At 63.9% G+C, this 13,180-nt stretch carries 11 protein-coding genes; 4 read left to right on the plus strand and 7 right to left on the minus strand.

Translation table 11 applies throughout. The annotated features are described in order from the left end of the window. The first annotated feature begins 15 nt into the window (after positions 1–15). The gene (locus tag ABIB80_RS13535) at positions 16–648 is read left to right on the plus strand and encodes a DUF2147 domain-containing protein (protein WP_007593616.1); all 633 of its coding nucleotides are present in this window, start codon (positions 16–18) and stop codon (positions 646–648) included. On the opposite strand, the gene hpnN is transcribed toward ABIB80_RS13535, so the two are convergent. Next, positions 616–3,204 carry a hopanoid transporter HpnN gene (gene hpnN / locus ABIB80_RS13540; RefSeq protein WP_354127649.1) on the minus strand — a complete coding sequence of 863 codons (2,589 nt, stop codon included), beginning with the start codon at positions 3,202–3,204 and terminating at the stop codon, positions 616–618. The genes ABIB80_RS13535 and hpnN overlap by 33 nt on opposite strands. A 461-nt stretch (positions 3,205–3,665) precedes the next feature. Here hpnN and ispH point away from each other — a divergent pair, with 461 nt between their 5' ends. Continuing rightward, entirely contained in the window at positions 3,666–4,592 is a 927-nt protein-coding gene (gene ispH, locus ABIB80_RS13545) for a 4-hydroxy-3-methylbut-2-enyl diphosphate reductase (RefSeq protein WP_219684809.1), read from the plus strand. A 35-nt stretch (positions 4,593–4,627) separates the two neighbouring features. Continuing rightward, positions 4,628–5,788: an adenosyl-hopene transferase HpnH gene (hpnH, locus tag ABIB80_RS13550; protein WP_007593619.1), complete on the plus strand. Its 1,161-nt coding sequence runs from the start codon at positions 4,628–4,630 to the stop codon at positions 5,786–5,788. Positions 5,789–5,957: 169 nt separating this feature from the next. Here hpnH and ABIB80_RS13555 read toward each other — a convergent pair whose 3' ends face one another. From ABIB80_RS13555 to ABIB80_RS13580, 6 genes are all read right to left on the minus strand, one after another. Next, positions 5,958–6,707 (minus strand): phosphorylase, encoded by a 750-nt coding sequence (locus ABIB80_RS13555; protein WP_007593620.1) that lies wholly within the window; start codon positions 6,705–6,707, stop codon positions 5,958–5,960. Beyond that, the gene (gene shc, locus ABIB80_RS13560; RefSeq protein ID WP_219684808.1) at positions 6,704–8,671 is read right to left on the minus strand and encodes a squalene--hopene cyclase; all 1,968 of its coding nucleotides are present in this window, start codon (positions 8,669–8,671) and stop codon (positions 6,704–6,706) included. Before shc ends, ABIB80_RS13555 begins: the two co-directional genes overlap by 4 nt. 76 nt (positions 8,672–8,747) lie before the next feature. Continuing rightward, positions 8,748–10,001, minus strand: a complete 1,254-nt coding sequence (hpnE, locus tag ABIB80_RS13565; RefSeq protein WP_007593622.1) for a hydroxysqualene dehydroxylase HpnE — start codon at positions 9,999–10,001, stop codon at positions 8,748–8,750. Then, a complete protein-coding gene (gene hpnD / locus ABIB80_RS13570; protein ID WP_007593625.1) occupies positions 10,001–10,840 on the minus strand; it encodes a presqualene diphosphate synthase HpnD in 840 nt (279 codons plus the stop codon). Before hpnD ends, hpnE begins: the two co-directional genes overlap by 1 nt. Next, positions 10,830–11,714, minus strand: a complete 885-nt coding sequence (gene hpnC / locus ABIB80_RS13575; protein ID WP_007593626.1) for a squalene synthase HpnC — start codon at positions 11,712–11,714, stop codon at positions 10,830–10,832. Before hpnC ends, hpnD begins: the two co-directional genes overlap by 11 nt. A 194-nt stretch (positions 11,715–11,908) precedes the next feature. After that, a complete protein-coding gene (locus ABIB80_RS13580) occupies positions 11,909–12,142 on the minus strand; it encodes a hypothetical protein (protein ID WP_007593627.1) in 234 nt (77 codons plus the stop codon). Between the two features lie 462 nt (positions 12,143–12,604). Between ABIB80_RS13580 and ABIB80_RS13585 the strand changes: the two genes are divergently transcribed. Further along, positions 12,605–13,102 (plus strand): hypothetical protein, encoded by a 498-nt coding sequence (locus ABIB80_RS13585; RefSeq protein ID WP_219684806.1) that lies wholly within the window; start codon positions 12,605–12,607, stop codon positions 13,100–13,102. Positions 13,103–13,180: the final 78 nt, after the last annotated feature.

Below are 13,180 nucleotides of genomic sequence, written 5' to 3' on the forward strand. Positions count from 1 at the left end.
TGCCAAGGAACTATCATGCGTTTAGCCCTTTACACCGGACTAATACTGGCTGGCGGTTACACCTGCCTGGCCCCGGCGCTCGCCGCCGATCCGACCGGCGACTGGCGGGTTGCCGACGGCGTTGCCAACATTCGTGTCGCCCAATGCAATGGCAGCATGTGGGGCGCGGTTTCCTGGGAAAAACAGCCCGGCGGCCGCGACGAGAACAATCCGGACGCGTCGAAAAAGACCCGGCCCACGCTGGGCATGGCGACCCTGATCGACATGAAGAAAAAGCCCGGCGCCGAGCAGTGGGAAGGTCAGGTCTACAACGCCAAGGACGGCCAGCTCTACAGCGCGACCATCACGCCGGTTGGCACCGACCAGCTCGAGATCAAGGGCTGCGTGATGGGGTTCCTGTGCGGTGGCGAGACCTGGACCCGGGTCAGCCCCCCGATTCCCTTGAGCTCCGCCAACGCCATGGCCAAGGGCGCGCCGAAGCCCGCCGGCGCGGCACCGAAAGCCCCGGGAACGACGGGTACTACAGCGGCGCAGCCTGCGCCCGCAGCCCCGAAGGCCGCCGGCAGTGCCAAACCCGGTCAGAAGGGCGCCGCCGACCAGGTCGGCGACATCTGTCTACTCCCTGAGATTGCGGGGTTTGCCCATTAGGGCGGGCTGAAACAGCAGCACGGCGGCGAGCGTCGTCACCAGCGACAGCGCGAGCAGCTTGCCCATGCTGGACGTGCCGGGATGGCTCGACAGCCAAAGGCTGCCGAACGCGGTCGCCGTTGTCAGCGCGCTGAAAAATATCGCGCGCGTCAGGCTGGTCTGGAGCAGGTTTGTCCTGCCCGAGCGCCAGGCCACGACATAGTAGATCTTGAAGGCCACGCCGACGCCGAGCAGCAGCGGAAACGCGACGATATTGGCGAAGTTGAGCGGCAAGCCGATCAGCACGCAGATCTCGAGCGTCACCGCGCCGGCCACCAGCAGCGGCACCAGCGTCATCAACACGTCGACGAACCGGCGCAGCGTGATCCACAGCAGCAGGCCGATCACCAGCAGCGCGTAGATTCCCGCATGGATGAACGCCTTCACCACGGTGTCGCCGGATTTCAGGATCGAGACCGGACCGCCGATCGCGGTCGGCTCGGCAACGAGCACCGCCGCCGCAAATTTGCGCAGCGTGTCGTTGTCGTTGGGATCGCCCTTCGGCAGCGCCTCGACCCGGATGATGCCGTCCTTGCTCTTCCAGGCGCTGACGAGATCTGCCGGCAATGACTTCAGGGTAACCGGCTCGGCTTGCATCGCGTTCCGGAGCTGGTCGAACACGATCTTCATCGGCGCGACGAACACGTCCTGCGCCTTGTTCCGCGTGGCTTCATCGCCATTGGCGAGCTTTTCCAGCGCGTCAGCGAGCCGACGCGAGGCGACCGCACCCGGGCCCTTCGCATCGCCTGCGGTCCGGCGCAGATTGTCGACCGAGGATTTCAACGCATCGGCGTTTTCCTTGTCCGTCGGCGCGGCGTCGATCTGGTCGGGATTGAGCGCGGGGTTCAGCACCTTGGCGCCCTGCGCGATCAGCTTCAGCTTCGGCGCCTGGTCTTCGGGAACGAAGCTGTTGAGCGACATCACGCGCAACACCTCCGGCACCTTCTCCAGCTTCGCCTCCACCTGCCTCGCCTGCTCTTCCGACGTGGTCATCACGTTGATGGCATTGGCGCCGGTGTTGGGATCCTTGCGCAAATCGAGGAAGGTCGCGATCGACTCCGCCTTCGGGTTGCGCAGGTTCATCGGGTTGAAGTCGAACTTCATGTAATAGAGCAGCGGCAGGCCGGCGACCGCCAGAAACATCGTACCGCCGACGACCAGCACCCGGTGCTTCTCCAGGAAGTGATCGAGCGGCGCCAGGAAGGCGTAGCCGACCGGCTCCTTCTCGCCGGGCGGGTTCAACAGCTTCAGCATCGCCGGCAGCACGGTGATGCTGGTGACGAACGCGACCAGCATGCCGACGCCGGCGATCTGCCCGAGTTCGGCGATGCCCTTGTAGTCGGTGGGGATGAAGCAGAGGAAGCCGGCCGCGGTCGCCATTGCCGCCAGCGACAACGGAATTGCCGAGCGCTTGGCAGCCAGGATCAGCGCGCCCGAAAGGTCGTTGTGCTTGTAGCGCTCGGAGCGATAGCGGACGCTGTACTGAATGCCGAAATCGACGCCGAGACCGACGAACAGCACGGCGAACGCGATCGACAGCAAATTGAGCGAACCCACCATCATCAGGCCGGCGGCGGTTGTCAGCGCCAGACCGACGAAGAGATTGACGAACACGGCGAAGATGATCTTCGCCGAATGCAGCGCCAGCCAGAGGATGAGCAGCACGACGAGCACCGTGCCGATGCCGTTGACGACGGCGCCTTCCTGGACGGTTGCGTATTCCTCGTTGGCGATCGGGACCGGCCCGGTCAGCCGGACCCGCGCCTGGTATTTGGTGGCAAAGTCCAGATCGGCTGCGGCCTTGCGGATCGCGTCGGTTGCGCCCTTACCGGGCTCCAGCGCGTTGTAGTCGAGGATCGGTTTGAACTCGATGAAGGCGCGCTTGTCCGAATCCGTCAGCGGCTCGTCACTGACGAGCTCACGCCAGGAGAAGGTCGCATTGCCCTTGTTGAGCACGGTCTCGACCGTTTGCGCGATCTGGTTGAAGGGCCGCTCGGTGTTGTCGAGCTTGACCTGCCCGCGCTTGACGCCGGCAAGTCCCGTTTCCAGCGCCCCGGTCAGGCCGCGGATCGAGGGATCGCCTGCCATGATCTCGATCAGAGGCGCGGCGGATTCGAACTGGCTGGTGACCTTTGCGACTTCCTCTGTCGGCAGGAACAACAGGCCATTCTTCTCGAAGAACTCGCCGGTGCCGAGCTGCTGCACCGACTGGAAGTCTGTCTTGTTGTCCTTCAGCTTGGCATAGAGCGCGTCCGAGGCCGCGGTCGCCATCTCCGGCGTTTTGGCTTCGACCACCGCCGTAATCGTCGCATCGCGGTCGAAGGCGCGATCGAACTGCTGGTCGCGTTGGCGCCAGTCCAGATTTTGGGAAATCAGCGAATTGATATCGGTGTTGATGGCGAAATGCCGGGACGTGTAATAGCCCGCCCCCACCGCCAGCAGGAGCCCGAGAATGACGACGAGGGAGGCAAACCGGGTGCAGGCCCTGACGATGGCAACGACGACGCTTTGCAGCACTACTTTTCTTTCTGCGGTTAACAGCTTGCCGGAAACGCCCGCTGTTTAACGGAGTTCCCGGCCGAAACCTATTGCTGTTTTGAGTGGTTATCGCCGTCAGAAGGTTCGAGGTAAACGGCGGAAGACCATGGCGAAATCATGCGGGGCGGTCGGTATAGCCGGGGAGTTGAGGCGGGAAAGTGACGAAGGCGCAAACACCGATATCACCGCTTTTCTGACCAAACATCCCTCTACTATAATACCGTAAAAGTGATCCCAGAGGAACCAAAGTTCATTCCACCTTTCCTTGCTGCCGATTTTTTGACACAAAGTATTGCGCCTCCATGCACGGGGCCCCGACAGGGGTGGGCGGCTACCGCGTGAGCGAAACCGGTGGTGCGGATATTGCAACTCATTGGTTCGTATCGGGGTGTCCCCTGAACTTGAGAGCGGATTGGTGCAACTTGCGTGATGGGCGTCCAATGGAAGTTTATCTGGCGCAACCGCGCGGCTTTTGCGCGGGGGTGGTACGTGCGATCGAGATCGTGGAACGGGCGCTGGAGAAGTACGGCCCGCCCGTCTACGTGCGCCATGAGATCGTGCACAACAAGTACGTCGTCGAGAGCCTGAAGAACAAGGGCGCGATCTTCGTCGAGGAACTGTCGGAGGTGCCGCCGAAGGCTGTGACGGTCTTCAGCGCTCATGGCGTCGCCCGCAGCGTGGAGGAAGAAGCGGCCGCGCGCGACCTTCCGGTGCTCAATGCCACCTGCCCCCTGGTCACGAAAGTTCACAATCAGGGGAAGCGCTACATCGCCAGGGGCCGCACCCTGATCCTGATCGGCCATGCCGGCCACCCCGAGGTCGAAGGTACGATGGGCCAGGTTCCCGCCCCCGTACTGTTGGTCCAAAGCGTTGAAGAGGTTAAGGCCCTTGAGCTGCCGGCGGATACGCCAGTGGCCTACATCACCCAGACCACCCTGTCTGTGGATGACACAAAGGACATCATTTCGGCCCTGCAGGCCCGCTTTACAGATATTCAAGGCCCGGATATCCGGGATATCTGCTATGCGACACAGAACCGCCAATCTGCGGTAAGGGACTTGAGCAAGCTGGTCGACGTGATCTTGGTGGTGGGCGCTGCCAATAGCTCGAATTCGAACCGGCTCCGCGAAATCGGCACTGAGGCCGGTGTCGCGAGTTATCTGATTGCCGACGGCAGCGCGCTCAATCCGGAGTGGTTGAAAGATGCCAGAACCGTCGGTGTCACGGCCGGCGCTTCGGCGCCCGAGGTACTCGTGGATGACGTGATCGAAGCGATGCGGCGGATCGGACCGGTCAAGGTCTCGGTGCTTCCGGGCCGCGAGGAAAACATCGAATTCCGGCTTCCGGCCCAACTGGCTGCGAGCTGACCCACCCGAATTTCAAGCCCAGAAAGAAACTTGTAATGGCTATCCCCTTCTTCAAGGAAATGCGTATCGGCGGCTATTTGATCAAGCAGAAGCTGCTTGGCCGCAAGCGCTATCCGCTCGTGCTGATGCTGGAGCCGCTGTTCCGCTGCAACCTCGCCTGCGTCGGCTGCGGCAAGATCGACTATCCGGATGCGATCCTCAACCGCCGCATGACCGCACAGGAGTGCTGGGACGCGGCCGACGAGTGCGGCGCGCCGATGGTCGCCATCCCCGGCGGCGAGCCGCTGATCCACAAGGAGATCGGCGAGATCGTGCGCGGCCTCGTGGCGCGCAAGAAGTTCGTCTCGCTCTGCACCAACGCTCTGCTGCTCGAGAAGAAGCTCGATCTGTTCGAGCCCTCGCCCTACCTGTTCTTCTCCGTGCACCTCGACGGCCTGAAGGAGCACCACGACAAGGCCGTGTCGCAGAAGGGCGTGTTCGACCGCGCCGTCTCCGCGATCAAGGCGGCCAAGGCCCGCGGCTTCACCGTCAACGTCAACGCCACCATCTTCGACGGCCATCCGGCCGAGGAGATCGCCAAGTTCTTGGATCTCACCGTCGAGCTCGGCGTCGGCGTCTCGATGTCTCCGGGCTACGCCTATGAGCGCGCGCCGGACCAGGAGCACTTCCTCAACCGCACCAAGACCAAGAAGCTGTTCCGCGACGTCTTTGCGATGGGCAAGGGCAAGAAGTGGAATTTCATGCATTCCGGCCTGTTCCTGGACTTCCTCGCCGGCAACCAGGAATACGAGTGCACGCCCTGGGGCATGCCGGCGCGCAACATCTTCGGCTGGCAGAAGCCCTGCTATTTGCTCGGTGAAGGCTACGCAAAAACCTTCAAGGAGCTGATGGACACCACCGACTGGGAGACCTACGGCACCGGCAAGTACGAGAAGTGCGCCGACTGTATGGCCCATTGCGGCTACGAGCCGACGGCGGCGACCGCAGCCATCAACAACCCGCTGAAGGCGATGTGGGTGTCGCTGCGCGGGATCAGGACCACGGGTCCGATGGCCCCGGAGATCGACATGAGCAAGCAGCGCCCGGCGCAGTACATCTTCTCGGCGGAAGTGCAGAAGCGCCTGTCGGAGATCCGCAAGGACGAGGCCGCCGCCGCGCAGGAGAAGGCGGCGCGGAAGGCTTCCACCGCCGCGTAAGCGCGACGCCCTGTAGCCCGGATGGAGCGCAAGCGAAATCCGGGACGGCCCCTCGCTTTGAAGACGTCGGATTGCGCTCCGCTCCATCCGAGCTACGCACACCGAAATAGAAAAGGCCCGATCGCCAATGGCGACCGGGCCTTTTGTTTTTAGTGATCGCAGAAACCGCTCAGGCTGCCTCAGAGACCAGCGCCTCGCTCTCCACGAGCTCGGTACCAATCAAATAGTCGCGGCAACCGCGCAAGCTGCGCAGCGCGCGGTTGAAGTCGAGGCCGGTCGAGACCAGTCCATGCAGCGCGGTCGGATTGCGCACGATGCCGCGCAGCACGGCCAGCACGTCGATCTGGCCGTTCGGCTTGATGGCGGCGCGGGCGAGCGCCGGCAGCGCGCGATGGGCGGGATCGCTGATGACGCGGACCGCGGCGAACGGCAAGCCGGCTTCGGCGGCGTAGGCGGCCGCGATGTGGCTTTCCATGTCGACGGCGGCAGCTCCGGTCTCCGAATGCAGCGCCGCCTTGCAGGAGCGCCTCGTGACCACTTCCTCGGCACCGGCGAGGCTGCCGCGCACCACGCGGCGGCGGCCCGACGTCAGGCGGTCGATCAGGTCGTCGCCGAGCGAGAGGCCAGCGGCCCAGCGCGTGTCGCCCGCGAGCACCTCGGTCGCCAACACGACGTCGCCGGAGCGCAGCGTCGGGTCGAGCCCGCCGGCCACGCCAAAGGAGATCACACCGCGAATCGTCTCGGGATCCAGCACCGTCAACAGCGCCCGCAACTGGGTCGGGCTGCTCGACGAACAGATCACCGCCATTCCGGGCCCGGCCGCGATGCGGGCCTCCTGAACCAATCCAGTCACGATCAATATCGGCCTCGGATCAACGGTTTGACCCGCGGTAAGATAGTCCCCCGTCCCCAAAGTCACATTCCGACCCCTACCACCCTGCTGTTGGTGTTCCGCAAGTTCCGATACCGCGCCAACGCCCACAGCGGGAAGAACTTCGGGTAACCATGGTACCGTAGATAGAATACACGGGGAAAGCCTGTGGCGGTGTACCGCTGTTCGTCCCACAGTCCTTTTTCGTTCTGTGTTGCAATCAGGTACTCCACCCCGCGGGCGACGGCCGGGTGATCAACCTCGCCAGCAGCCATCAAGGCAAGCAAGGCCCATGCCGTTTGCGATGCGGTCGAGGGGGCGGCTTCCCAGCCTCGGTAGTCCAGCCGGTAGCTGACGGCATCCTCGCCCCAGCCGCCGTCCTGATTCTGGATCGAGGCCAGCCAGCCGGCGGCTTTCCGGATCATGGGGTCGTCATGGCGGACGCCGGCCATGTTGAGGGCGCACAGCACCGACCAGGTTCCATAGATGAAATTCATGCCCCAGCGGCCGTACCAGGACCCTTCCGGGTGCTGGGTCTTGCGGAGGTAGGCGACGCCCTCGGCGACATGCTTGCTGGTGTTCGCGGTCTCGCCGAGCTGGGCCAGCATCGAGATGCAGCGCGCGGTGACGTCCTCGGTCGGCGGGTCGAGCAGCGCGCCATGGTCGGAGAACGGGATGTTGTTCAGATAATATTCGAGGTTGTTGACGTCGAAGGCGGCCCAGCCGCCGTCGTCGCTCTGCATGCCCTCGATCCACTCCCGGGCACGCTCAATCGCGGCGTCATAGCCGGTCGCACCGTGCTCCCGGCGCATCCGGTCCATCGACATCACCACCACCGCGGTGTCGTCGAGATCGGGATAATGGGCGTTGTTGTACTGGAAGGCCCAGCCGCCCGGGCGCACGTCGGGCCGCTTCACCGCCCAGTCGCCCTTCACCTCGAGCTCCTGCTTCGGGATCAGCCAGTCGAGACCCTGCTTGGCCGCGGGCACCGCTCTGTCACCGCCGGCTTCGAGCAGCGCGTGGGCGGTCAGCGTCGTGTCCCACACCGGCGAGACGCAGGGCTGGCAATAGGCCTCGTCGTCCTTGATCACGAGCAGCTTGTCGATACCCCGGCGCGTGATCGCGCGCGGCGGATAGGTCTCATCCTTGCCGAGCGCGTCGTACATCATGACGATGTTGGCCATCGGCGGATAGATCGCGCCCATGCCGTCCTCGCCGTTCAACCGCTCCTCGGTGAAGGCGAGCGCGGCATCGATCGCGCGCTTGCGCAGGCTCTTGGGAAACATCGGCTCGACCACGCGCAAAATGCCGTCGAGCGCGCGGAACAGCACGAACCAGGCCATGCTCTGGTGCGGCGCCTTGGCCGTCATGCCAATCGAGCGCGGATCCTGCAGGAACAGCTCGTCGATGCCGACACCCTTGGGATTCTTCGCCCGTGGCTTCAGCGCGGCGATGACCATCAGCGGCACCATGGTGGTGCGTGCCCAGTAGGAGATCTTGTTGATGTGGAACGGCGACCAGAACGGCAGCAGCACGATCTCGATCGGCAGCACCGGTACCGCGCGCCAGGTCACGACGCCAAACATCGCAAGCATGAAGCGCGTGAAGACGTTGCTGTGAATGGCGCCGCCGCGGGAATGGATCGCCTCGCGCGCACGCACCATGTGCGGCGCGTCGATGGAATCCCCGATCATCTTCAACGCGAAATACGCCTTCACGCTGGCGCTCATGTCGAACTCGCCATCATGCACCAGCGGCCAGCCGCCATGGACGCCCTGAACGCGGCGAAGATAATTGGCGATCTTGGCTTCGAGCACGGCATCGACCGGCTCGGCGAGATAATGGCGCAGCAGCACGTATTCGGCCGGAATCGTGCAATCGGCCTCGAGCTCGAACACCCAATGCCCGTCGGATTGCTGGAAGCCGAGGACGCCTTCGGTGGCCGACGCAATGCTCGATTCCAAGTTCCCGAATTCTTGGGCTTCGCGGCTGGTCGCGTTCACGGAATCCATCTCGCTCGATTGCTCCGATAGTCGATTGAATTGGCCGAAATTGACCGGGACAAATACCCGTCAGGGCCGCCTGTCACTATCCCTTGGCGGCCAGAACCAGATCGGCGGCGCGATCACCGGATCGGACCGATCCCTCGATGGTTGCAGGCAATCCCGTAGCAGTCCAATCGCCTGCAAGAAACAGGTTTTTCAGCGCAGTGACCGGCCCTGGACGCAGGGCATTCTGCGCCGGCGTCGCCGCGAATGTGGCACGGCGCTCGCGCACGATCTGCCAAGGGGGCAGCTCGCCGGACACACCGCCCGCCTTGCACACGTCGTTCCAGATCGCCTGCGCGAGTTCCTCGCGCGGCATCTCGACCAGACGGTCGCCGTTGCTGATGGTGACGGACAGCCGGTTCGGGAACGCAAACAGCCATTCCACGACGCCGCCGATCACGCCGAGGATCGGAGCCGATCCCGCTGGCGGCTCAACGCGGAAATGCGCATTCACGATGGCGCGGAATTCGGTCGGCGTCTTCAGGCCCGGCAGCAGGTTGGAGGCAGCGCGCGGCGGTACCGCCATCACGACGACGTCGCCCTCGCCGATCTGGATCACATCTTCGCCGCCGAAATTCAGCGCGCCGACCTTGCCGTCATGGGTCGCAAACGAGCGCAGCTCATGGCCGAGCTGAACGCTGTGCCCGCGCTCCTGCAGGAACGTCACGGCAGGCTCGATCAGCACCGCGCTGAGCCCGTCGCGCGCGATCAGGGGACGGCAGGCCTGCCCGCCGGCGAGCAGCGTCTCGCGCACGATCGCGCCGGCCAGCCCCGCCGAGCCTTCGGGTGGATCGACGTTGAGCGCCGCCAGCAGCAGCGGCTGCACCAGGCGCTGATAGAGCACGCCCTCGCAGGGAATGGACTTGCCGACCAGCGTCTCTTCCGATGCCCAGATCAGCGGCGCCAGCTTCAGGTAATCGGTCAACCCGGTGTCGGGGACGCGGCGGCTCTCGTCGAGCACCCAGGTCGGGAGCCGGCCGTCGCCGAGGTCAATCTGCCAGCGCTGCCCGGTCGTGAGGTCGACAAAGGGAAACTGCGCGCGCTCCGGACCGACGAGGCCCGCTTCAGTGCCGATCGAGCGCGCGTAGGCGCGCGCATGGCTGTTGCCGGACAGCAGCAGATGGTTGCCGTTGTCGATAGTGAGATTGGTGGCGCCGTCGAAATAAGAACGGCAGCGGCCGCCGGCCTGCTGGGTCGCCTCGTGCACGGCGACCTTGAAGCCGGCATTGGCAAGCCGCACGGCGGCGGAGAGGCCGGAAATTCCAGCGCCAATGATGTGAGCTGTTTTTTGCATCAGATGAGAGCGTATCGGAGCAGGATGGCGATGCGTGTGATCTTCGACACACGCACCGGCTCACGCGGCGCGTTGAACCCGCGCGCGATCAGAAGATCCAGAATGGCATGATAGTATTTCGACATCATCCGGGGCGCGCGCACCGCGCGGCGCCGATTGCGGTTCATGATCTCGTCCGACTTCTCGAAATACACCTTTGCGCGCTGCGCCAGCGGCAGGCAGACCTTCGGCAGCGCGCGCTCGACGATCACGCGGTCCGGATCGTTGGAAGTGATGCCGGCATGCAGCAGCGCTTCGCGCGGTAGATAGAGCCGGCCGAGGCCCGCGTCCTCGTCGATGTCGCGCAGGATGTTGGTGAGCTGGAGCGCGCGGCCGAGATGATGGGCGAGCTCGATGCCGTCTTCTTCCGGCAGGCCGAAGACGCGGACCGACAGCCGCCCCACGGCACTCGCGACGCGATCGCAGTAGAGATCCAGCGTCGCCATGTCGGGCGCGCGGATGTCCTGCGGCACGTCCATCTCCATGCCGTCGACGATCGCGAGGAAATCCTCGCGCTTGAGGCCGAAGGTCTTCACCGAGGCGACGTAGTCCTTCAGCCGTGGCGGCGGATTGCCCTGGTAGAGCGCATCGATGTCGTTGCGCCACGCCTGAAGGGCGGCGAGCCGCTCGTCGCGCGGTCCGTCGGAATCGGCGATGTCGTCGACCTGGCGGCAGAAGCTGTAGATCTGGAACATCGCTTCGCGCTGGTCGTGCGGCAGGATGCGCATCGCGGCGTAGAACGAACTGCCGGATGCGGTCGAGCCATAATTGGCGCCGGGCGAGGTCGCCTCAAGCGTCATGTGCAGTCCCCGGTCTTGAAATGGCCTTGCGTCCGACCGCGCGGCGGCCGACTTCGCCGATCATGCCGGCGAGGCTGAAGGTGAGGAGCTCGAGCTTGTTCAGGTGCACGCGCTCGCGCAGGGGATCGCGCACCTTCAACAGGCGCACGATGCGGTCGGCATAAGCCTGGATCACCGAGACCTCGATGCCGAGGCGGAAATCCCTGATCTCCGCAGCTAGCGACCTGCCCTCGTCGAGCAGCGCTTCGTTGCGCACGGCGAGCGCCTGAAGGCAGGCCAGCATCGCCGGTGGCGATTGCGCCTCTCCGAGCTGCTCGACCGAGGCGCCACTCGCAGCCAGCGCATCGCGCGGCAGATAGACGCGGTTGAGCTCGCGGAAATCCTTGCCGCAATCCTGGAGATGGTTGTTGATCTGCAGCGCTGCACAGAGCGCATCGGACGCGGCCCAGGTCGAGGTGCTCTCACCATGGACGTCGAGCATGAAGCGGCCGACCGGCATCGCCGAGTAGCGGCAATAATGGATGACCTCGTCCCAATTCTCGTAGCGCAACTTGGTCACGTCCATGCGGAACGCGATGAGCACGTCGAGCGCGTGGCGCGGCGCCATACCGCGTTCGGCCAGTGCGTGCCGCAGGCTGACGGCCTCGGCCTGGGTGTCGCCTTTGCCGAGCAATTCCGCCTCGAGCAGGTCGAGATAAGCGAGCTTCTCGTCCGGCGGCAGCGTGGCGTGGTCGGCGATGTCGTCGGCGGTGCGAACGAAATTGTAATACGCCAGGATCAGCGCGCGATGACGCGGATGAATGATCCAGGACGCGACGGGAAAATTCTCGTCGCGCTCACCCTTGCCGGATCGCAATTCGCTCGCAGAGGTCATCGAGGGCTGGTCTACAATCGTTTGGACAGGAAGGGCTTTTTCGCTCGCGCTAGCCCGTGCGGGCGATGCCGCCGCGGCCCCCATATAGGGGAATACGGCCGCAAAACCAATCCTGTCTCTCGATGGCTGCCCTTTGCGGATCAGGCCCGAAAAGGCGGCCCCGGAGGCCGCCTTTTGTGGGCCAGTGGCCGAGCTTACTGGTTGTGGTTCTTCAGGACCTGGTCGCAGGCCTGCGAAATCTTGGCCCGGTTCTCCTTGAGGCAGGCCAGGATGGTGAAATCGCCCTGGTCGATGACCGGACGGCAGAGCTTCTGCACATCGCGCGAGCAGGCCTTCTGCTCGGCGTCCGTGCCGCGCCCTTGCTGGGCGAACGCTGCGGTCGAGAGGGAGGCCGACAGCAAGGTGAGAGCGACGAGAAGCTTACGCATTGTATTCCTTCATTCTGACGGCAGAATCGCACCAATCCCGGACAGCACAGGGCGACGACCGGAGCGGATTGTTCTGATGGGCAAGTCGCCGCGGGAGTAGCGGCCTCGGAGAAGGCACAAGCACTGGCAAATGCGGCCAAATTGGCGCCACGTCCACCAGATCAGGTCTTCCCTGCGCCTTCTGTGACAAATGTAAGAGACTGATACTACGTCATAATTCAGGTGCGTCGCGTTTTGCTGCGCACCTGTTGCAGAGCTGCATCTCTACATCCCGCCATGGGCCCCAGAAACATGCCGAAACGCAGAGAATCCGGAGGCCAATCATGGCAAGTGCGCTTCGCGATGCCGACATGTGGGCGGCCGGCCATTGAACCTGACACAGGCTCGGAACACTAAACCTTCGATGTGGCGAGACGTCCTTGGTGACAAGCGGACGTCGTTCCAAAACGGGATATTTTGAAGATGAATTTTTTTGGGCGATCTGAACTGGCAATCAAGGCGGCCGGCATCGGCGCTGTGCTGCTGTTCTCGGTTTCGGCAAGTCAGGCTCAGTCGTCCGGACCGTTTGCAGGTTTCGAGGGCGCATGGACCGGCACGGGTACGGTGTCGCTGTCCGACGGCTCCACCGAGCGCATCCGTTGCAAGGCCGACTACAAAGTTGCCGGCACCGGTCTCAGCCTCAAGCAGGCGTTGCACTGCGCGTCCGACAGCTACAAGTTCGACCTCACCAGCGACGTGACCAGCCAGGGCGAGCGGATCTCCGGCAATTGGAGCGAGACCAACCGCAACATCTTCGGCAATCTGCAAGGCACCGCCGGTGGCGGCCAGATCGAGGTGTTCGTCGAGGCCAACGGCTTTGCCGCCAATTTGTCGCTGCGCACCAACGGCACCAAGCAAACGGTGCAGATCTCATCCAAGGGCGAGATTCGCGGCGTCAACATCACGATGACGAAGGGCTGACGGCTCTTACCGCTTCGAAAGCAACAAGCCCCGGTTCTCGCGAACCGGGGCTTTGTTGTTTTCGGGAGACGCGGCGCA

This window comes from Bradyrhizobium sp. i1.15.2, assembly GCF_040548425.1.
Lineage (GTDB): Bacteria > Pseudomonadota > Alphaproteobacteria > Rhizobiales > Xanthobacteraceae > Bradyrhizobium > Bradyrhizobium canariense.

Coding starts and splice junctions, on each gene's coding strand:
- ABIB80_RS13535 (WP_007593616.1), top strand. CDS start 16: ATGCGTTTAGCCCTTTACACCGGACTAATACTGGCTGGCGGTTACACC.
- ispH (WP_219684809.1), top strand. CDS start 3,666: ATGGAAGTTTATCTGGCGCAACCGCGCGGCTTTTGCGCGGGGGTGGTA.
- hpnH (WP_007593619.1), top strand. CDS start 4,628: ATGGCTATCCCCTTCTTCAAGGAAATGCGTATCGGCGGCTATTTGATC.
- shc (WP_219684808.1), bottom strand. CDS start 8,671: ATGGATTCCGTGAACGCGACCAGCCGCGAAGCCCAAGAATTCGGGAAC.
- hpnE (WP_007593622.1), bottom strand. CDS start 10,001: ATGCAAAAAACAGCTCACATCATTGGCGCTGGAATTTCCGGCCTCTCC.
- hpnD (WP_007593625.1), bottom strand. CDS start 10,840: ATGACGCTTGAGGCGACCTCGCCCGGCGCCAATTATGGCTCGACCGCA.
- hpnC (WP_007593626.1), bottom strand. CDS start 11,714: ATGACCTCTGCGAGCGAATTGCGATCCGGCAAGGGTGAGCGCGACGAG.
- ABIB80_RS13580 (WP_007593627.1), bottom strand. CDS start 12,142: ATGCGTAAGCTTCTCGTCGCTCTCACCTTGCTGTCGGCCTCCCTCTCG.
- ABIB80_RS13585 (WP_219684806.1), top strand. CDS start 12,605: ATGAATTTTTTTGGGCGATCTGAACTGGCAATCAAGGCGGCCGGCATC.